This window comes from Pseudomonas sp. IT-P4 (genome assembly GCF_949767755.1).
Lineage (GTDB): Bacteria > Pseudomonadota > Gammaproteobacteria > Pseudomonadales > Pseudomonadaceae > Aquipseudomonas > Aquipseudomonas monachiensis.
This window is the reverse complement of record NZ_CATKPX010000016.1, coordinates 69,927-90,159: the sequence shown is the minus strand read 5'-3', so window position 1 is coordinate 90,159 and position 20,233 is coordinate 69,927. Positions and strand designations below refer to the sequence as shown.

General features: G+C 58.1%; 17 protein-coding genes and 3 tRNA genes. 19 read left to right on the top strand and 1 reads right to left on the bottom strand.

The window, feature by feature from the left end:
* Window positions 1-75 precede the first annotated feature (75 nt).
* The 3 genes from carB to ACM6IT_RS02830 are packed head-to-tail and all read left to right on the top strand — an operon-like array spanning window position 76 to window position 4,209.
* The gene (gene carB, locus ACM6IT_RS02840) at window positions 76-3,297 is read left to right on the top strand and encodes a carbamoyl-phosphate synthase large subunit (RefSeq protein WP_056728228.1); all 3,222 of its coding nucleotides are present in this window, start codon (window positions 76-78) and stop codon (window positions 3,295-3,297) included.
* A 2-nt stretch (window positions 3,298-3,299) separates the two neighbouring features.
* A complete protein-coding gene (greA, locus tag ACM6IT_RS02835; RefSeq protein ID WP_056728592.1) occupies window positions 3,300-3,776 on the top strand; it encodes a transcription elongation factor GreA in 477 nt (158 codons plus the stop codon).
* Window positions 3,777-3,804: 28 nt separating this feature from the next.
* The gene (locus tag ACM6IT_RS02830; RefSeq protein WP_414913286.1) at window positions 3,805-4,209 is read left to right on the top strand and encodes an MFS transporter; all 405 of its coding nucleotides are present in this window, start codon (window positions 3,805-3,807) and stop codon (window positions 4,207-4,209) included.
* A gap of 9 nt (window positions 4,210-4,218) precedes the next feature.
* Here ACM6IT_RS02830 and ACM6IT_RS02825 read toward each other — a convergent pair whose 3' ends face one another.
* Window positions 4,219-4,527, bottom strand: a complete 309-nt coding sequence (locus tag ACM6IT_RS02825) for a YhbY family RNA-binding protein (RefSeq protein ID WP_007942889.1) — start codon at window positions 4,525-4,527, stop codon at window positions 4,219-4,221.
* A gap of 105 nt (window positions 4,528-4,632) precedes the next feature.
* Between ACM6IT_RS02825 and rlmE the strand changes: the two genes are divergently transcribed.
* The 16 genes from rlmE (at window position 4,633) to ACM6IT_RS02745 (ending at window position 20,193) form a co-directional block, all read left to right on the top strand.
* Window positions 4,633-5,265 carry a 23S rRNA (uridine(2552)-2'-O)-methyltransferase RlmE gene (gene rlmE, locus ACM6IT_RS02820; protein WP_056728233.1) on the top strand — a complete coding sequence of 211 codons (633 nt, stop codon included), beginning with the start codon at window positions 4,633-4,635 and terminating at the stop codon, window positions 5,263-5,265.
* Window positions 5,266-5,464: 199 nt separating this feature from the next.
* On the top strand, window positions 5,465-7,375 hold the full coding sequence (ftsH, locus tag ACM6IT_RS02815) for an ATP-dependent zinc metalloprotease FtsH (protein WP_056728235.1): 1,911 nt from the start codon (window positions 5,465-5,467) through the stop codon (window positions 7,373-7,375).
* Window positions 7,376-7,383: 8 nt separating this feature from the next.
* Entirely contained in the window at window positions 7,384-8,235 is an 852-nt protein-coding gene (folP, locus tag ACM6IT_RS02810; RefSeq protein ID WP_056728237.1) for a dihydropteroate synthase, read from the top strand.
* Window positions 8,236-8,251: 16 nt separating this feature from the next.
* Window positions 8,252-9,589, top strand: a complete 1,338-nt coding sequence (gene glmM, locus ACM6IT_RS02805) for a phosphoglucosamine mutase (protein ID WP_056728239.1) — start codon at window positions 8,252-8,254, stop codon at window positions 9,587-9,589.
* Window positions 9,590-9,655: 66 nt separating this feature from the next.
* Window positions 9,656-10,411, top strand: coding sequence for a triose-phosphate isomerase (gene tpiA / locus ACM6IT_RS02800; RefSeq protein WP_056728241.1), 756 nt, complete (start codon window positions 9,656-9,658; stop codon window positions 10,409-10,411).
* 4 nt (window positions 10,412-10,415) lie between these two features.
* Window positions 10,416-10,799 carry a preprotein translocase subunit SecG gene (gene secG, locus ACM6IT_RS02795; RefSeq protein ID WP_017336473.1) on the top strand — a complete coding sequence of 128 codons (384 nt, stop codon included), beginning with the start codon at window positions 10,416-10,418 and terminating at the stop codon, window positions 10,797-10,799.
* Between the two features lie 22 nt (window positions 10,800-10,821).
* Window positions 10,822-10,907, top strand: a tRNA-Leu gene (locus tag ACM6IT_RS02790).
* Between the two features lie 97 nt (window positions 10,908-11,004).
* Window positions 11,005-11,081, top strand: a tRNA-Met gene (locus ACM6IT_RS02785).
* A gap of 138 nt (window positions 11,082-11,219) precedes the next feature.
* Complete coding sequence (gene rimP, locus ACM6IT_RS02780) at window positions 11,220-11,678, top strand: ribosome maturation factor RimP (RefSeq protein WP_007915250.1); 459 nt, start codon at window positions 11,220-11,222, stop codon at window positions 11,676-11,678.
* A gap of 59 nt (window positions 11,679-11,737) precedes the next feature.
* Window positions 11,738-13,219 carry a transcription termination factor NusA gene (gene nusA / locus ACM6IT_RS02775; protein WP_007900474.1) on the top strand — a complete coding sequence of 494 codons (1,482 nt, stop codon included), beginning with the start codon at window positions 11,738-11,740 and terminating at the stop codon, window positions 13,217-13,219.
* Window positions 13,220-13,246: 27 nt separating this feature from the next.
* Window positions 13,247-15,772, top strand: a complete 2,526-nt coding sequence (gene infB / locus ACM6IT_RS02770; RefSeq protein WP_056728243.1) for a translation initiation factor IF-2 — start codon at window positions 13,247-13,249, stop codon at window positions 15,770-15,772.
* Between the two features lie 159 nt (window positions 15,773-15,931).
* Window positions 15,932-16,333, top strand: a complete 402-nt coding sequence (rbfA, locus tag ACM6IT_RS02765; protein ID WP_007973108.1) for a 30S ribosome-binding factor RbfA — start codon at window positions 15,932-15,934, stop codon at window positions 16,331-16,333.
* 3 nt (window positions 16,334-16,336) lie between these two features.
* Entirely contained in the window at window positions 16,337-17,254 is a 918-nt protein-coding gene (gene truB, locus ACM6IT_RS02760) for a tRNA pseudouridine(55) synthase TruB (protein ID WP_056728245.1), read from the top strand.
* A 143-nt stretch (window positions 17,255-17,397) separates the two neighbouring features.
* Window positions 17,398-17,667, top strand: coding sequence for a 30S ribosomal protein S15 (rpsO, locus tag ACM6IT_RS02755; protein WP_015093441.1), 270 nt, complete (start codon window positions 17,398-17,400; stop codon window positions 17,665-17,667).
* A gap of 206 nt (window positions 17,668-17,873) precedes the next feature.
* The gene (gene pnp, locus ACM6IT_RS02750) at window positions 17,874-19,979 is read left to right on the top strand and encodes a polyribonucleotide nucleotidyltransferase (protein ID WP_007915263.1); all 2,106 of its coding nucleotides are present in this window, start codon (window positions 17,874-17,876) and stop codon (window positions 19,977-19,979) included.
* Between the two features lie 138 nt (window positions 19,980-20,117).
* A tRNA-Thr gene (locus ACM6IT_RS02745) sits at window positions 20,118-20,193 on the top strand.
* Window positions 20,194-20,233: the final 40 nt, after the last annotated feature.

Here is a 20,233-nt window from a genome sequence, read left to right as displayed (position 1 = left end):
CGGCGGCCCCCTCAAGGCTTCAGAGATTGAACAAGACGGCTTGCCGACTGACCTGCGGATTTGAGTGACAAACCCATGCCAAAACGTACAGACATTAAAAGCATCCTGATTCTCGGCGCTGGCCCGATCGTGATCGGCCAGGCCTGCGAATTCGACTACTCCGGCGCCCAGGCCTGCAAAGCCCTGCGCGAAGAGGGTTACCGCGTCATCCTGGTGAACTCCAACCCGGCCACCATCATGACCGACCCGGCCATGGCCGACGCCACCTACATCGAGCCGATCAAGTGGCAGACCGTTGCCAAGATCATCGAGAAAGAGCGTCCGGACGCGCTGCTGCCGACCATGGGTGGCCAGACCGCTCTGAACTGCGCCCTGGACCTGGAGCGCGAAGGCGTTCTGGAGAAGTTCGGCGTAGAGATGATCGGTGCCAACGCCGACACCATCGACAAGGCTGAAGACCGCTCGCGTTTCGACAAGGCGATGAAGTCCATCGGCCTGGCGTGCCCGCGTTCCGGTATCGCCCACAGCATGGAAGAGGCCAATGCGGTCCTCGAGAAGCTCGGCTTCCCGTGCATCATCCGTCCGTCCTTCACCATGGGCGGCACCGGTGGCGGTATCGCTTACAACCGTGAAGAGTTCGAAGAAATCTGCGCCCGTGGTCTGGACCTGTCGCCGACCAAAGAGCTGCTGATCGACGAATCGCTGATCGGCTGGAAAGAATACGAGATGGAGGTTGTCCGCGATAAGAAGGACAACTGCATCATCGTCTGCTCCATCGAAAACTTCGACCCGATGGGCGTGCACACCGGTGACTCGATCACCGTGGCTCCTGCACAGACCCTGACCGACAAGGAATACCAGATCCTGCGTAACGCCTCCCTGGCGGTACTGCGCGAGATCGGCGTGGAAACCGGCGGTTCCAACGTTCAGTTCGGTATCTGCCCGAACACCGGCCGCATGGTCGTGATCGAGATGAACCCGCGTGTATCGCGTTCTTCGGCCCTGGCTTCGAAGGCCACCGGCTTCCCGATCGCCAAGGTCGCGGCCAAGCTGGCTGTGGGTTACACCCTCGACGAGCTGTCGAACGACATCACCGGCGGCAAGACCCCGGCGTCCTTCGAGCCGTCCATCGACTACGTCGTCACCAAGTTGCCACGCTTCGCTTTCGAGAAGTTCGCCAAGGCTGACGCGCGCCTGACCACCCAGATGAAGTCTGTCGGTGAAGTCATGGCCATCGGCCGTACCTTCCAGGAATCCCTGCAGAAAGCCCTGCGTGGCCTGGAAGTGGGCGTTTGCGGCCTGGACGAGAAGGTTGACCTGGCCAACCCGGAAAGCATGAGCGTGCTCAAGCGCGAGCTGACCGTGCCGGGTGCGGAGCGTATCTGGTACGTGGCGGACGCCATGCGCGCCGGCATGACCGTCGAAGACATCTTCGGCATGACCATGATCGACCCTTGGTTCCTGGTGCAGATGGAAGACCTGATCAAGGAAGAAGAGAAGGTCAAGACCCTGGGTCTGACCAGCATCGACCGCGATCTGATGTTCCGCCTCAAGCGCAAAGGCTTCTCCGATATGCGCCTGGCCAAATTGCTGGGTGTGACCGAGAAGAGCCTGCGCGCTCACCGTCACAAGCTGGAAATCTTCCCGGTCTACAAGCGCGTCGACACCTGCGCCGCCGAGTTCGCCACCGATACTGCCTACCTCTACTCGACGTACGAGGAAGAGTGCGAAGCGGCGCCATCGGGTCGCGACAAGATCATGATCCTGGGTGGCGGTCCGAACCGCATCGGCCAAGGCATCGAGTTCGACTACTGCTGCGTACACGCGGCACTGGCCCTGCGCGATGACGGCTACGAGACCATCATGGTCAACTGCAACCCGGAAACCGTTTCCACCGACTATGACACTTCCGATCGCCTGTACTTCGAACCAGTGACCCTGGAAGACGTGCTGGAAATCGTTCGCGTCGAGAAGCCGAAAGGCGTGATCGTCCAGTACGGCGGCCAGACTCCACTGAAGCTGGCTCGCGCCCTGGAAGCCGCCGGCGTGCCGATCATCGGTACCAGCCCTGACGCCATCGACCGTGCCGAAGACCGTGAGCGCTTCCAGCAGATGGTCCAGCGCCTGAACCTGCGTCAGCCGCCAAATGCCACCGTGCGCAGCGAAGACGAAGCGATTCGTGCCGCCAGCAAGATCGGTTACCCGCTGGTGGTGCGTCCGTCCTATGTGCTGGGCGGTCGTGCGATGGAAATCGTCTACGAAGAAGAAGAACTCAAGCGCTACCTGCGCGAAGCGGTGCAAGTGTCCAACGACAGCCCGGTGCTGCTGGACCACTTCCTCAACTGCGCCATCGAGATGGACGTGGATGCGGTCTGCGACGGCAAAGACGTTGTGATCGGCGCGATCATGCAGCACATCGAGCAGGCTGGTGTTCACTCCGGTGACTCCGCGTGCTCGCTGCCGCCGTACTCGCTGCCAGCGCACATCCAGGACGAGATGCGTGACCAGGTCAAGAAAATGGCTCTGGAACTGGGCGTAATCGGCCTGATGAACGTTCAGTTGGCGCTGCAAGGCGACGACATCTACGTCATCGAAGTCAACCCGCGTGCTTCCCGTACCGTGCCGTTCGTTTCCAAGTGCATCGGTGTTTCCCTGGCAATGATCGCGGCTCGCGTCATGGCCGGTAAGACCTTGAAGGAAATCGGCTTCACCAAGGAAATCATCCCGAACTTCTACAGCGTGAAAGAGGCGGTGTTCCCGTTCGCCAAATTCCCCGGCGTTGACCCGATCCTCGGCCCGGAGATGAAGTCCACCGGTGAAGTGATGGGCGTGGGCGACACCTTCGGTGAAGCGTTCGCCAAGGCCCAGATGGGTGCCAGCGAAGTGCTGCCGACCGGCGGTACTGCGTTCATCAGCGTACGTGACGACGACAAGCCGCTGGTTGCGGGCGTGGCCCGTGATCTGATCAACTTGGGCTTCGAAGTGGTTGCCACTGCCGGTACTGCCAAGCTGATCGAGGCGGCAGGCCTGAAAGTGCGCCGTGTGAACAAGGTGACCGAAGGTCGTCCGCATGTGGTCGACATGATCAAGAATGACGAAGTCACGCTGATCATCAACACCACCGAAGGTCGTCAGTCGATCGCTGATTCGTATTCCATTCGTCGTAATGCCTTGCAGCACAAGATTTACTGCACCACCACCATTGCTGCTGGCGAAGCCATCTGTGAAGCGCTGAAATTCGGTCCCGAGAAGACCGTGCGCCGCTTGCAGGATCTACACGCAGGATTGAAGGCATGAGCATAACGAAATACCCAATGACCGTTCAGGGCGCTCGCGCCCTGGAAGAAGAGCACACTCACCTGACCAAGGTCGTTCGTCCGAAGCTCAGCCAGGACATCGGTACGGCCCGCGAGTTGGGTGACTTGAAGGAAAACGCCGAATACCACGCTGCCCGTGAGCAGCAGGGTATGGTCGAGGCGCGCATTCGTGACATCGAGGGCCGGATTCAGAATCAGGTCATCATTGATGTCACGACCATTCCTCACACTGGCAAGGTTATCTTCGGTACCACCGTCGAAATCGCCAACGTCGAGACTGATGAAAGCGTCACTTACCACATCGTGGGTGAGGATGAAGCTGACTTCAAACTTGGCAAGATTTCGGTCGGCTCGCCCCTGGCTCGTGCCTTGATCGGCAAGGAAGAGGGCGATGTGGTTGCGGTGAAAACGCCAAGTGGCGTTATCGAGTACGAGATTGTCGAAGTTCGCCACATCTGAAAGCCGGCGCCCGTTTCATGCGGGCGCCATGCTTTGGCAACTGACCCAGATGTTGTGGGTCGGCGGCCTGTGGCTGTTGCAAATCGGTCTGTTGCCGGTGCTGGGGCGAATTGGCCTGGCGCCGCTGCTGATCGACGAAATCGCAGGCATGCTCAATACGCTGGTAGTGGGATTCGCTACGGCGTGTGTGATTTTTCAGGCTTTGGTGCTGGTTAAGGCCGAGGGCCCTGGCAGTCTATGGCGGGATATTCGCGGGCAACTGCTTTTGATGGCGCTGTGTGCGTGCGCGATGTACTTCGCGGTGCGTTTCGGCTGGCCGGATGCGCTACGTTGGCAGGCGTTCAGCTATCTTGTTCTGGGCTTTTCCGGGCTGGTGCTGGTATTGCAGCCGGTGCCGGGATGGAGTGGCAGGGTGCGCGAAGCACACCCTTGACCCTTGTCATCACTTGAAGCGATGGACGTTCGACAGCTGCTTGTTGACGCTGAAGTTCTTGCGGTAGATCAGTGCCATCTTGCCGATGACCTGGACCAGATCCGCTTTGCCGACCTTGCAGAGCTCTGCAATGGACGCCAGGCGCGATTCGCGATCGAGGATGTTGAGCTTGATCTTGATCAGCTCGTGATCCGCCAATGCGCGTTCGAGTTCGGCTAACACACCTTCAGTCAAACCATTGTCTGCCACAATCAATACTGGTTTCAGATGGTGGCCAATGGATTTGTACTGTTTCTTCTGCTCTTGAGTGAGCGGCATAATCTGACCCCTGCGTCTGATCTTGTAAAAAGCGGCGGCCAGTTTACCCGAGCGAGTCCGGGACCGCCCAGTTAATCACGACCCGTTTTATTTCCGAGGTATCCCGTGGCCCGTTCCAAGACAAGCCTTAACTGGCTGAAAGAACATTTCAACGACCCATTCGTCAAAATGGCACAAAAAGACGGGTACCGTTCCCGCGCCAGCTACAAATTGCTGGAGATCCAGGAAAAGGATCGTCTGATCCGTCCGGGCATGAGCGTAATTGACCTTGGTGCGGCTCCCGGTGGGTGGTCCCAGGTGACCAGTCGTCTGATTGGCGGGCAGGGTACGCTGATCGCTTCTGACATTCTGGAAATGGACAGCATCCCGGACGTGACCTTCATTCAGGGCGACTTTACCGAGGACGCCGTGCTGGCCCAGATCCTCGATGCCGTCGGAAATAAGGAAGTAGACCTTGTGATTTCCGATATGGCCCCCAATATGAGTGGATTACCGGCCGTAGACATGCCGCGAGCGATGTTCCTGTGCGAATTGGCACTGGATCTTTCGACTCGGGTGCTCAAGCCCGGTGGTGATTTTTTGATCAAGATCTTTCAGGGCGAAGGCTTCGACGAGTTCCACAAGAGCGTTCGCCAGCAGTTCGACAAGGTGCAGATGCGCAAGCCGACCTCGTCGCGCGACCGTTCTCGCGAGCAGTACCTGCTGGGTCGCGGTTTCCGCGGGCGCAGTGAAGGTTGAGTGAATTTTCGATCAGGGTGATAGGTTTTTTGTATTACGCCTTGTCAGAATTAGCGAATATTGTGTAGGAAGTGTTTCACAAAGGGTTACAGACGGCGCCTGCCAAGTTGTAGGTAATGTAGTAAGTTAGGCCGGTGAATATCATGCGAAGCGCGCGTCAGTAGCGGAGCTTGCTTCAGAGGGTAGTTAATTGAACGATATGGCAAAGAATCTGATCCTGTGGTTGATCATCGCGGCTGTCCTGGTGACGGTGATGAACAACTTCTCCAGCCCTAACGAGCCGCAGACCCTCAACTATTCCGACTTCATCCAGCAGGTCAAGGATGGCAAGGTCGAGCGCGTGGCGGTTGATGGCTACGTGATTACAGGCAAGCGCAACGATGGCGACAGCTTCAAGACCATTCGTCCCGCGATCCAGGACAACGGCCTGATCGGTGACCTGGTGGATAACCACGTCGTGGTCGAAGGCAAGCAGCCTGAACAGCAATCCATCTGGACTCAGCTTCTGGTCGCCAGCTTCCCTATCCTCGTGATCATCGCCGTATTCATGTTCTTCATGCGGCAGATGCAGGGCGGTGCCGGTGGCAAAGGCGGGCCGATGAGCTTCGGTAAAAGCAAGGCGCGCCTGCTCTCGGAAGATCAGGTGAAAACGACCCTGGCTGACGTCGCCGGTTGCGACGAAGCCAAGGAAGAAGTCGGCGAGCTTGTCGAGTTCCTGCGTGATCCGGGCAAGTTCCAGCGCCTGGGTGGCCGCATTCCTCGCGGTGTGCTGATGGTCGGTCCACCGGGTACTGGTAAAACCTTGCTGGCCAAGGCCATCGCTGGCGAAGCCAAAGTACCGTTCTTCACCATCTCCGGTTCCGACTTCGTCGAAATGTTCGTCGGTGTTGGTGCCAGCCGTGTTCGCGATATGTTCGAACAGGCCAAGAAGCACGCTCCATGCATCATCTTCATCGACGAGATCGACGCCGTTGGTCGCCATCGTGGTGCTGGCATGGGTGGTGGTCATGACGAGCGCGAGCAAACGCTCAACCAGTTGCTGGTTGAGATGGACGGCTTTGAGATGAATGACGGCATCATCGTGATTGCCGCGACCAACCGTCCTGATGTACTGGACCCTGCGTTGCTGCGTCCGGGCCGTTTCGACCGACAGGTTGTGGTCGGTCTGCCGGACATCCGTGGTCGCGAACAGATTCTCAAGGTTCACATGCGCAAAGTGCCGATGGGTGACGACGTTGCCCCGGCCGTGATCGCTCGTGGTACTCCAGGCTTCTCCGGTGCTGACCTGGCCAACCTGGTGAACGAGGCGTCGTTGTTCGCTGCCCGTGCCGGCAAGCGCATCGTCGAAATGAAAGAGTTCGAACTGGCGAAAGACAAGATCATGATGGGTGCCGAGCGCAAATCCATGGTCATGTCCGAGAAAGAAAAACAGAACACGGCTTATCACGAAGCGGGCCACGCCATCGTGGGTCGTGTCGTGCCTGAGCACGATCCGGTGTACAAGGTGTCGATCATCCCGCGCGGTCGTGCGCTGGGTGTGACCATGTTCCTGCCGGAAGAAGACCGCTACAGCCTGTCCAAGCGCGCACTGATCAGCCAGATCTGCTCGCTGTACGGCGGTCGTATCGCTGAAGAAATGACCCTGGGCTTCGACGGCGTGACCACCGGTGCCTCCAACGACATCATGCGCGCCAGCCAGATTGCGCGGAACATGGTGACCAAGTGGGGTCTTTCGGAAAAACTCGGTCCGTTGATGTACGCCGAAGAAGAGGGTGAAGTGTTCCTCGGTCGCGGCGGTGGCGGTCAGGGTGCAAGCTTCTCTGGTGAGACAGCCAAGCTGATCGACTCCGAAGTGCGCAGCATCATCGATCAGTGCTACGGCACGGCGAAGCAGATTCTCACGGACAACCGTGACAAGCTCGATGCGATGGCCGATGCCTTGATGAAGTACGAAACCATCGATGCCGAGCAGATCGACGACATCATGGCGGGTCGTTCGCCTCGCGAGCCGCGCGACTGGTCGGGTGGCACGGGCACTTCCGGTACCCCGCCGGCGGTGCAGGATGAGCGTCCGGAAACACCGATCGGTGGTCCTGCTGCTGACGTATAAGGTTTGAAATGACTTCTGTTCAGTCCTCGACCCGGTTGCCTTGCGGCAACCGGGTTCTTGATTTGGCCCAGACGCATGTCATGGGTATTCTCAATGTCACTCCTGATTCTTTTTCCGATGGCGGCCAATATAGCCAGCTCGACGCGGCCATGCGCCACGCCGAAGCCATGGTGGCGGCCGGCGCGACGCTGATCGATGTCGGTGGCGAGTCCACCCGTCCCGGTGCCAGGGTCGTATCGCCACTCGAAGAGCTGGAGCGCGTAGCCCCCATCGTCGAGCGCATCAGTCGCGAGCTGGATGTGATCATATCGGTCGATACCTCAACGCCAGCCGTCATGCGTGAAGCTGCGCGCCTGGGTGCCGGGTTGATCAATGACGTACGTTCGTTGCGTCGTGATGGTGCTCTGGATGCAGCGGCAGCCACCGGGCTTCCGGTTTGTCTGATGCACATGCTGGGCGAGCCGGGCGATATGCAGGACAATCCGCAGTATCAGGACGTTACAAGGGAGGTCGGAGAGTTTCTCGCCGAGCGCATGCATCAGTGTTCATTGGTGGGTATTCCCGCTGAGCGGGTCATTCTTGACCCCGGCTTTGGCTTCGCTAAAACCTTGCAGCACAATCTAAGCTTGTTCAAACATATGGAGGCCTTGCATGCCTTGGGGCGGCCCCTGTTGGTCGGGGTTTCTCGAAAGAGCATGATTGGTCAGGCGTTGAGTCGTCCGGTGGGGGACCGACTGTATGGCGGTTTGGCGCTCGCGGCGCTGGCTTTGGCGAAAGGTGCGCGTATATTGCGCGTCCATGATGTAGCCGAAACAGTGGATGTGGTGCGGATGATCGCCGCAGTGGAATCAGCCGAATAAGAATGATGGAGCACTTATGAGCAAAAAATATTTTGGCACCGATGGTATTCGTGGACGTGTTGGTCAATACCCGATTACCCCTGATTTCATGCTCAAGCTCGGCTGGGCTGCTGGCATGGCTTTCCGCAAGATGGGCGCCTGCAAGGTGCTGGTCGGCAAGGACACCCGAATTTCCGGCTACATGTTTGAGTCGGCGCTTGAAGCAGGGCTGACGTCGGCAGGTGCCGATGTGATGCTGCTGGGGCCTATGCCGACTCCGGCAATCGCCTATCTGACGCGTACTTTCCATGCCGAGGCAGGCATCGTCATCAGTGCGTCGCACAATCCGCATGATGATAATGGCATCAAGTTCTTCTCCGGCAAGGGCACCAAGCTCCCGGATGAAGTCGAACTGATGATCGAAGAGTTGCTCGATACGCCGATGACCGTGGTTGAGTCGAGCAAGATCGGCAAGGTATCGCGAATCAACGATGCGTCGGGGCGCTATATCGAATTCTGCAAGAGCAGCGTGCCGACCGGCACCAGCTTCACGGGCCTGAAGATCGTCATCGACTGCGCTCACGGCGCGACCTACAAAGTGGCGCCGAGCGTGTTCCGCGAGTTGGGCGCTGAAGTCGTCGTGCTGTCGGCGCAACCCAATGGATTGAACATCAACGACAATTGCGGTTCGACCCATATGGGGCCGTTGCAGGCTGCCGTCGTGGCTGAGAAGGCCGATCTGGGCATTGCTTTCGATGGCGACGGTGACCGCGTCCAGATGGTCGATCACACCGGTGCGGTGGTGGATGGTGATGAGCTGCTGTTCATCATTGCCCGTGACCTGCATGAGCGCGACAAGCTTCAAGGCGGCGTGGTCGGAACCTTGATGAGTAACCTGGGGCTGGAGCTGGCCCTGGCTGACCTGGGTATTCCATTGGTGCGCGCCAACGTCGGTGACCGCTATGTCATTGCCGAGCTGCTGGAGCGCAACTGGATCGTGGGTGGTGAAAACTCCGGGCACATCGTGTGCTTCAGTCACACCACCACCGGTGATGCAATCATTGCGGCGCTTCAGGTGTTGATGGCGCTGCGATCGCGTGACGAAAGTCTGGCGCAATCCCGGCAGGCGCTGCGCAAGTGCCCTCAGGTGTTGATCAATGTGCGATTCGGTGGCGGCGCAAGCCCTCTTGATCATCCGTCGGTCAAGGAAGCCAGCGAGCGGGTGACCAAGGCCATGGCGGGTCGCGGGCGTGTGCTGTTGCGCAAGTCAGGAACCGAACCGCTGGTGCGTGTGATGGTCGAAGGCGAAGACGAAACGCAGGTTCGTGGCTATGCCGAAGAGCTGGCAAAACTGGTTACTGAAGTTTCTGCCTGAATTCGGCTTGCCAGCCATGATTGTGTTGGGTAACATCTGCGCCCACTTTGACCGACGAGGTACAGCATGCGTCGCCCTATGGTAGCTGGTAACTGGAAGATGCACGGTACCCGCGCCAGCGTCGCTGAGCTGATCAACGGCCTTCGTGACTTGGCGTTGCCGAGCAGTGTTGATGTCGCGGTATTCCCGCCTTTGTTGCATATCAATCAAGTGATTGATGGCCTGGAAGGAAAGTCGATTTCGGTCGGCGCGCAGAATTCTGCGGTGGAATCCGGGCAAGGTGCGTTGACCGGTGAAGTTGCACCGAGTCAGTTGGTGGATGCAGGTTGTTCCCTGGTACTTGTCGGGCACTCCGAACGCCGCCAGATCATGGGCGAGCAGGACGCAGTGCTGATCCGCAAGTTCGCAGCGGCACAGGCATGTGGCTTGATTCCGGTGTTGTGCATAGGGGAGACCCTTGAGCAGCGTGAAGCCGGAAAAACTCTTGAGGTTGTCTCGCGTCAGCTGGGCAGTATCATCGAGGAGCTGGGTGTTGGTGTCTTTGCCAAGGCAGTGATCGCTTACGAGCCGGTCTGGGCCATTGGCACCGGGCTGACTGCAACGCCACAACAGGCGCAGGATGTGCATGCAGCCATTCGCGCCCAGTTGGCGGCAGAGAATTCTGAAGTCGCACAAGGTGTGCGGCTTCTATACGGCGGCAGCGTGAAGGCGGCCAATGCGGTCGAACTGTTCGGCATGCCGGATATCGATGGGGGTCTCATTGGTGGGGCTTCCCTGAATGCAGATGAGTTCGGTGCGATCTGTCGCGCCGCGGGAAACTGAAAAAATGCTGGAAACAGTCGTAGTCGTTTTTCATCTGCTGGGTGCATTGGGCGTAGTAGCTCTGGTTTTGCTGCAGCAGGGTAAAGGTGCGGATGCTGGCGCGTCTTTCGGAGCAGGTGCTTCAAATACTGTGTTCGGAAGCCAAGGTTCCTCTACCTTTCTTAGTAAGTTTACTGCTATACTTGCCGCAGGTTTTTTCATAACCAGCTTGGGGTTAGGTTACTTTGCTAAAGAGAAGGCTCACCAGCTGACTCAAGTAGGTCTCCCAAATCCAGCGGTACTGGAAGTTCCAAAGCAACAACCGGCTTCTGATGATGTCCCGGTGCTTCAAGAGCAAAAGTCGGCTACTCCAGCGACTGACGTGCCTCCAGCTCAAGAGCAGAAGTAAGAAGGGTTTCAAACGTAGTATTGCCGAGGTGGTGGAATTGGTAGACACGCAACCTTGAGGTGGTTGTGCCCATAGGGTGTAGGGGTTCGAGTCCCCTTCTCGGTACCAATTAGTCAGGAGAGCCCGCTGTTGCGGGCTTTCTTGCAGGTGGAAGGTTACATTGACCCTGTAGGGGATCGGTCGTATACTTCCGCCCCAGCTTTGTCGCGGGGTGGAGCAGTCTGGTAGCTCGTCGGGCTCATAACCCGAAGGTCGTCGGTTCAAATCCGGCCCCCGCAACCAGTTTAAGGAGCCCCTTTTAAGGGGCTTTTTGTTAGCTGGACACTTTCAACGCCGCTGTTCGACGGCGTTTCAAGGATGGGCGTTTCGCCCATTTTTTTATTTTGCATAGCATGCACATACATGCACTAGGGGGTTCAGGTGTCGAGCAAGCTAGAAGAGTTGCAGGCCTTGCTGGCCCCGGTGGTCGTGGCCCTAGGCTATGAATGCTGGGGTATCGAGTTTTCGGCTCAGGGTCGTCACTCGATGTTGCGCGTTTATATCGATAAAGAAGGCGGCGTGCTGGTGGACGATTGCGCCATCGTCAGCCGTCAGATCAGCGGTGTGCTGGATGTTGAAGATCCAATCTCCGTTGAGTACACCCTTGAAGTTTCCTCGCCTGGCATGGAACGCCCTCTGTTCACTCTTGAGCAGTTTGCAAAATTTGCCGGTGAACAAGTGAAGATCAAGCTGCGCTCGCCTTTTGAAGGACGACGCAACTTTCAGGGCCTTCTGCGCGGCGTAGAAGAGCAGGATGTCGTGGTGCAGGTAGATGACCATGAGTTCCTGTTGCCGATCGATATGATCGACAAGGCCAACATTATTCCCAGTTTTGACTGAGGCGTGCCAGATACTGCGGATCCCGCGGATCCAATGGCTTGCGAAAGGCGAGGCGTACGATGAGCAAAGAAGTACTGCTGGTTGTTGAGTCGGTATCCAATGAAAAGGGCGTACCGGCAAACGTGATTTTTGAAGCGCTGGAGCTGGCCCTGGCCACTGCTACCAAGAAGCGTTTCGAAGACGAAGTTGATCTGCGTGTGGAAATCAACCGCCACACGGGTGCATACGAGACATTCCGTCGCTGGACGGTCGTCGAAGAAGCAGACCTGGACGATCCGGCCATCGAAACCTGGCCGAGCAAGGTTGCCGAAACGCATCCTGGTGCCAAGGTCGGTGACGTCGTAGAAGAGAAGATCGAGTCCATCGAGTTTGGCCGCATCGCTGCACAGACTGCCAAGCAGGTCATCGTGCAGAAAGTTCGCGAAGCCGAGCGCGCTCAGGTTGTTGACGCTTACCGCGAGCGCCTGGGTGAAATCATCTCCGGCACCGTGAAAAAAGTCACCCGCGACAACGTGATCGTTGATCTGGGCAACAACGCTGAAGCGTTGCTGGCCCGTGAAGACATCATTTCTCGCGAAACTTTCCGGGTTGGCGTGCGTCTGCGTGCGCTGCTCAAGGAAATCCGCACCGAGAACCGCGGCCCGCAGCTGATCCTGTCGCGTACCGCGCCGGAAATGCTGATCGAGTTGTTCCGCATCGAAGTGCCGGAAATCGCCGAAGGCCTGATCGAAGTAATGGCTGCGTCCCGCGACCCGGGTTCGCGCGCCAAGATCGCGGTCCGCTCCAAGGACAAACGCATTGATCCGCAAGGCGCTTGCATCGGTATGCGCGGTTCGCGCGTCCAGGCAGTGTCCGGCGAGTTGGGCGGTGAGCGTGTGGACATCGTCCTGTGGGACGATAACCCGGCTCAGTTCGTGATCAATGCAATGTCGCCGGCTGAAGTGGCGGCAATTATCGTTGACGAAGATGCCCATGCAATGGACATCGCCGTTGGCGCAGACAATCTGGCTCAGGCCATCGGTCGCGGTGGTCAGAACGTGCGTCTGGCCAGCCAGTTGACTGGCTGGACCCTGAACGTGATGACCGAATCGGACATCCAGGCTAAGCAGCAAGCAGAAACCGGCGACATCCTGCGCAACTTCATCGACGAGCTGGAAGTCGACGAAGACCTGGCACAGGTGCTGGTAGATGAAGGCTTCACCAGCCTGGAAGAGATTGCCTACGTACCGTTGGAAGAAATGCTCAACATCGACGGCTTTGACGAAGAAACCGTCAACGAGCTTCGCGCTCGTGCCAAGGATCGTTTGTTGACCAAAGCCATCGCTACTGAGGAAAAGCTGGCAGACGCCCATCCGGCCGAAGACCTGCTCTCGCTTGAGGGTATGGACAAGGATTTGGCGATGGAACTGGCGGTGCGCGGCGTAATTACCCGCGAAGACCTGGCCGAGCAGTCTATTGACGACCTGCTCGACATCGACGGCATTGACGATGATCGTGCCGGCAAGTTGATCATGGCCGCCCGAGCCCACTGGTTCGAGTAATTAGGCGCGGCCTGAGGAGAGAAGTGCATGACGCAAGTCACGGTGAAACAACTGGCCGATGAGGTCAAAACACCGGTAGAGCGCCTGTTGCAGCAGATGCGTGAGGCAGGTCTGCCGCACACCGCCGCCGAAGAACATGTGACTGACAGTGAGAAGCAATCGTTGCTGACTCACTTGAAAAGCAGCCACAAGGCGAAAGTGGAAGAACCACGCAAGATTACGCTGCAGCGTAAAACCACCAGCACCCTGCGTGTTGCTGGCAGCAAGAGCATCAGCGTTGAAGTACGCAAGAAGAAGGTCTTCGTACAGCGCAGCCCGGAAGAAATCGAAGCCGAGCGCAAGCGTGAACTGGATGAACGTCGCGCAGTAGAAAATGCTGCTCGTCAGAAGGCTGAAGAAGAAGCCAAGCGTCGCGCCGAAGAAGAAGCGCGTCGCCAGCCTGCTGCTGCGTCGACCGCTCAAGCCGTACCTGTTGCAGCGCCTGCTGCGGTGGCCGAGCCAGTTCGCGAAAGCGCACCGGTTGTGGCGGCTGCTCCAGCGCCTGCGGCCGATACCCGCAAGCGTGACGAACAGCGCCGTCCGGACAAGCCACGTGCCGACGACAGCAATCGTCGCGGTAGCGGCGATGGCGAGCGCAAAAACGCTCCGCATCGTGCTTCGGTCAAGGAAAAGGCTCCGGCTCCACGTGTTGCCCCACGTACTACCGACGAAGAAAGCGATAGCTTCCGTCGTGGTGGTCGCGGCAAGGCCAAGCTGAAGAAGCGCAACGCCCACGGTTTCCAGAGCCCTACCGGCCCTGTCGTGCGCGAAGTGAAGATCGGCGAAACCATCACTGTTGGCGATCTCGCCCAGCAGATGTCGGTGAAGGCTGCTGAAATCATCAAGTTCATGTTCAAACTGGGTACTCCAGCGACCATCAACCAGGTACTGGATCAGGAAACTGCCCAGTTGGTTGCCGAAGAACTGGGCCACAAAGTGACCCTGGTCAGCGACACCGCCCTGGAAGACTCCCTGGCCGAGTCCCTGAAGTTTGAAGGCGAGGCAGTTTCCCGTGCACCAGTCGTGACCGTAATGGGCCACGTTGACCACGGTAAGACTTCCCTGCTCGACTACATCCGTCGTGCCAAGGTTGCTGCTGGCGAAGCCGGTGGTATCACCCAGCACATCGGCGCATACCACGTTGAAACCGACCGTGGCATGGTGACGTTCCTCGACACCCCTGGTCACGCTGCGTTTACCGCAATGCGTGCCCGTGGTGCCAAGGCGACCGACATCGTGATCCTGGTGGTTGCAGCGGACGACGGCGTGATGCCGCAGACCATTGAAGCTGTCCAGCACGCGGTAGCGGCTGGTGTGCCACTGGTTGTTGCAGTGAACAAGATCGACAAGCCAGGTGCTGACCTCGATCGCATCCGTAGCGAACTGTCGGTTCACGGCGTGACGTCGGAAGAGTGGGGTGGTGACACTCCGTTCGTACCGGTCTCGGCGAAGATGGGTACTGGCGTCGACGAACTGCTCGAAGCCGTATTGCTGCAAGCCGAAGTCCTGGAACTGACTGCAACTCCTTCGGCTCCTGGCCGTGGCGTTGTGGTTGAGTCCCGTCTGGACAAGGGCCGTGGCCCGGTGGCTACCGTTCTGGTTCAAGACGGTACCCTGCGCCAAGGCGACATGGTCCTGGTCGGTTCGAACTATGGCCGTGTACGTGCCATGCTCGACGAGAACGGCAAGCCAATCAAGGAAGCCGGTCCGGCCATCCCTGTCGAGATCCTCGGCCTGGACGGTACCCCGGATGCTGGCGACGAGATGAGCGTGGTTGCCGACGAGAAGAAAGCCCGTGAAGTGGCTCTGTTCCGTCAAGGCAAGTTCCGCGAAGTCAAGCTGGCCCGTGCTCACGCCGGCAAGCTGGAAAACATCTTCGAAAACATGGGTCAGGAAGAGAAGAAGACGCTCAACATCGTCCTCAAATCCGACGTCCGTGGTTCGCTGGAAGCGTTGAACGGTGCCTTGAACGGCCTGGGTAACGACGAAGTGCAAGTGCGTGTAGTGGGTGGCGGTGTCGGTGGTATCACCGAATCCGACGCCAACCTGGCACTGGCCTCCAACGCTGTACTGTTCGGCTTCAACGTGCGTGCCGATGCCGGCGCGCGCAAGATCGTCGAGCAGGAAGGTCTGGATATGCGTTACTACAACGTGATCTACGACATCATCGAAGACGTCAAGAAAGCCCTGACCGGTATGCTCGGCAGCGATGTTCGCGAGAACATCCTGGGTATCGCCGAAGTGCGTGACGTGTTCCGTTCGCCGAAGTTTGGCGCGATCGCCGGTTGCATGGTTATCGAAGGTGTTGTGCACCGTAACCGTCCGATCCGTGTACTGCGTGAAGACATTGTTATCTTCGAAGGCGAGCTGGAATCCCTGCGCCGCTTCAAGGATGACGCTTCCGAAGTACGTGCCGGCATGGAATGCGGTATCGGCGTGAAGAGCTACAACGACGTCAAGGTCGGTGACAAGATCGAAGTCTTCGAGAAGGTGCAGGTTGCTCGCAGCCTCTAATTCGCGCACTTCAGGAGCCGTGACGGGGCGTCGCATGCAAATGCGCAGCTCGTCACCAGGACTCTAAACGCAACGCCCGGTCTGGCTTTTGTCAGGCCGGGCGTTTGCCGCTTTCAGACCTTACGGGTTTCACCGTGGGGCAGTAACAGGTAACAAGACATGGCAAAAGAATATAGCCGTACCCAACGCATCGGCGATCAGATGCAGCGCGAGCTTGCACAACTGATCCGTCGTGAAGTCAAAGACCCGCGCGTCGGCCTGGTCACCATTACCGCAGTGGAAGTCAGCCGTGACGTCGGTCACGCCAAGATCTTCATCACCGTGATGGGGCAGGACAGCGCCGAAGAAATTGCACAAAGCATCAAGGTGCTCAACTCCGCCGCCGGTTTCCTGCGTATGCAGCTGGCTCGCGAGATGAAACTGCGCAGCGTTCCACAGCTGCACTTCCACTACGACGAAAGCGTCGTGCGTGGTGCGCATCTGTCGGCATTGATCGAGCGCGCAGTGGCTGAAGACAATCAGCATCCGGTTGCGGCAGAAGCCGAAGACACCAAGGAGTAATCGGTGGCTCAGGTCAAACGTATCCGTCGTAACGTCAGCGGCATTATCCTTCTCGACAAGCCGCTGGGGTTCACCTCCAACGCGGCCTTGCAGAAGGTTCGCTGGTTGCTGAACGCCGAAAAGGCAGGTCATACCGGCAGTCTCGATCCCTTGGCCACCGGCGTGTTGCCGCTGTGCTTTGGCGAGGCCACCAAGTTCTCACAATACCTGCTCGACTCCGACAAGGGTTATGAAACCCTGGCGCAACTGGGCAAGACCACCACCACGGCGGATGCCGAGGGTGAAGTTTTGCAGGAACGCCCGGTGACCGTTGGTCGCCCCGATATCGAGGCTGTACTGCCGAAATTTCGTGGGCAAATCAGTCAGATACCGCCGATGTACTCGGCGCTCAAGCGTGATGGCCAGCCGCTGTACAAGCTGGCTCGTGCAGGCGAAGTAGTGGAGCGCGAACCGCGTTCTGTTACTATTACGCGCTTGGAATTACTGGCCTTCGAAGGTGATACTGCGCGGCTGGCGGTGGATTGCACTAAAGGCACCTATATCCGCACCCTGGTGGAGGATATCGGTGAGCAACTCGGTTGTGGCGCTTACGTTGCAGAACTGCGACGTACCCAGGCCGGGCCATTCACCCTGGCGCAGACGGTTACCCTCGAAGAGCTGGAAGCGGTACATGCCGAAGGCGGCAACGAAGCGGTCGATCGCTTCCTGATGCCATCGGACAGCGGCCTGCTGGATTGGCCACTGTTGCAGTTCTCGGAAGCGAGTGCGTTCTACTGGCTCAACGGCCAGCCGGTACGTGCCCCGGATGCTCCGAAGTTCGGCATGGTGCGGGTACAGGATCACAATGGTCGTTTCATCGGTATCGGTGAAGTGAGCGAAGACGGGCGCATCGCGCCGCGTCGACTGATTCGGTCAGAATGACCGAAACCAGTCTGTGTAACAGCAGGCTGGCGAGGGTGGCTGTCAACAGGCACGGTCACTACTCATTTTTAGATACAGGGATTTGTCCCTGGCCTGTTGAAACTGTTTTTCGACAAACAGTTTCCTGATAAAAGGATTGCCTCATGGCTCTCGACGTTCAAGAAAAAGCTCAAATCGTAGCTGACTACCAGCAAGCTGTTGGTGACACCGGTTCGCCAGAAGTGCAAGTTGCACTGCTGACCGCCAACATCAACAAACTGCAAGGTCACTTCAAGGCCAACGGTAAAGACCACCACTCCCGTCGTGGTCTGATCCGCATGGTTAACCAGCGTCGTAAGCTGCTGGACTACCTGAAAGGCAAGGATCTGGGTCGCTATCAGACTCTGATCGGTCGCCTGGGTCTGCGTCGCTAATAAGCGATTGCGCTAGAGGTTGGTTGTCTGTCGTGCACCAGCGGGTTTCCCGTTGGCGCATGGCAGGCTCCCAGCCTCAAGTTTTATCTGGATACCTGCTTTGCCTGAGTAGCACCTGGACAAACCGGTCGGGCCGACTCCCGACATTGCCCAAGAATTTCGCAAGAAACCAGTTCCCCCAAGAGCCACAAAGAAGGTAGGACACCGTGAACCCGGTAATCAAAAAATTCCAGTTCGGTCAGTCGACCGTTACCCTCGAGACTGGCCGTATCGCCCGTCAGGCCTCCGGCGCAGTATTGGTCACCGTTGACGACGACGTCAGCGTATTGGTGACCGTAGTCGGTGCAAAACAAGCCGATCCAGGCAAGGGCTTCTTCCCTCTGTCTGTTCACTACCAGGAAAAGACTTACGCTGCCGGTAAGATCCCTGGCGGTTTCTTCAAGCGCGAAGGCCGTCCTTCCGAGAAAGAAACCCTGACTTCCCGACTGATCGACCGTCCGATCCGTCCGCTGTTCCCCGAAGGCTTCATGAACGAAGTGCAGGTTGTCTGCACCGTCGTTTCCACCAGCAAGAAGACCGATCCGGACATCGCTGCGATGATCGGTACCTCGGCTGCTCTGGCAATCTCCGGCATTCCTTTCGATGGCCCGATCGGCGCTGCCCGCGTTGCCTTCCACGAAAGCACCGGCTACCTGCTGAACCCGACCTACGAGCAACAGGCTGCCTCGAGCCTGGACATGGTCGTTGCCGGTACTTCGGACGCCGTGCTGATGGTTGAATCGGAAGCCAAAGAGCTGACCGAAGACCAGATGCTGGGCGCGGTACTGTTTGCTCACGACGAGTTCCAGGTTGTGATCAACGCCGTCAAGGAACTGGCCGCTGAAGCTGCCAAGCCGACCTGGACCTGGGCACCTGCGCCAGAAGCCACCGAACTGCTGGGCGCTATCCGTGCCGAGTTCGGCGAAGCGATCTCCCAGGCCTACACCATCACCGTCAAGGCCGACCGTTACGCTCGCCTGGGCGAGTTGAAGGACCAGGTCGTTGCCAAGCTGTCCGGTGAAGAAGGCCAGCCTTCTTCCAGCGAAGTCAAAGCGGCTTTCGGCGAAATCGAATACCGTACCGTTCGCGAAAACATCGTTAACGGCAAGCCACGTATCGACGGTCGCGACACCAAGACCGTACGTCCGTTGAACATCGAAGTCGGTGTTCTGCCAAAGACCCACGGTTCGGCTCTGTTCACTCGTGGCGAAACCCAGGCTCTGGTCGTTGCAACACTGGGTACTGCCCGTGACGCACAACTGCTGGACACCCTGGAAGGCGAGAAAAAAGACCCGTTCATGCTGCACTACAACTTCCCTCCGTTCTCGGTAGGCGAGTGTGGTCGCATGGGTGGTGCTGGTCGTCGCGAAATCGGTCACGGCCGTCTGGCCCGTCGTTCGGTGTCGGCCATGCTGCCTGCCGCTGACGTGTTCCCGTACACCATCCGTGTTGTGTCGGAAATCACCGAATCCAACGGTTCGAGCTCGATGGCTTCCGTTTGTGGCGCTTCCCTGGCCCTGATGGACGCTGGTGTGCCAATGAAGGCGCCGGTTGCCGGTATCGCCATGGGTCTGGTTAAAGAAGGCGAGAAATTCGCCGTCCTGACCGACATCCTGGGTGACGAAGACCACCTGGGCGACATGGACTTCAAGGTAGCGGGTACCGCCAAAGGCGTCACCGCGCTGCAGATGGACATCAAGATCAAGGGCATCACCGAAGAGATCATGGAAATCGCTCTGGGCCAAGCCCTGGAAGCGCGCCTGAACATCCTCGGCCAGATGAACCAGATCATTGGCCAGTCGCGTACCGAATTGTCGGCCAACGCTCCGACCATGATCGCGATGAAGATCGACACCGACAAAATCCGTGACGTCATCGGTAAAGGCGGCGCGACCATTCGTGCGATCTGTGAAGAAACCAAGGCTTCGATCGACATCGAAGACGACGGTTCGATCAAGATCTTCGGCGAAACCAAGGAAGCGGCGGAAGCTGCTCGTCAGCGCGTTCTGGGCATCACCGCTGAAGCCGAGATCGGCAAGATCTATGTCGGTAAGGTTGAACGCATCGTCGACTTCGGCGCATTCGTCAACATCCTGCCGGGCAAGGATGGTCTGGTTCACATCTCCATGCTGAGCGATGCTCGCGTTGAGAAAGTGACCGACATCCTCAAAGAAGGCCAGGAAGTGGAAGTACTGGTACTGGACGTGGACAACCGCGGCCGTATCAAGCTGTCCATCAAAGACGTGGCGGCAGCCAAGGCTTCGGGCGTTTAATCACGCCTCACGCCTGACCGCTTCAACGTTATAAAAAATGCCCCGCAGTGAAAGCTGTGGGGCATTTTTTTGTCTGCAGGAAATTGAGACGTTCCGGAAGTTGCCTGCCCCTGAAGTCAGTGCTAGGTTTAGCCCACCGCCCGTGTAGCTCAGCCGGTAGAGCAGCGCACTCGTAACGCGAAGGTCGCAGGTTCGATTCCTGTCTCGGGCACCATATTAATTTCCGCCCTGTTTCACAGAGTTTCCCGAAGCCG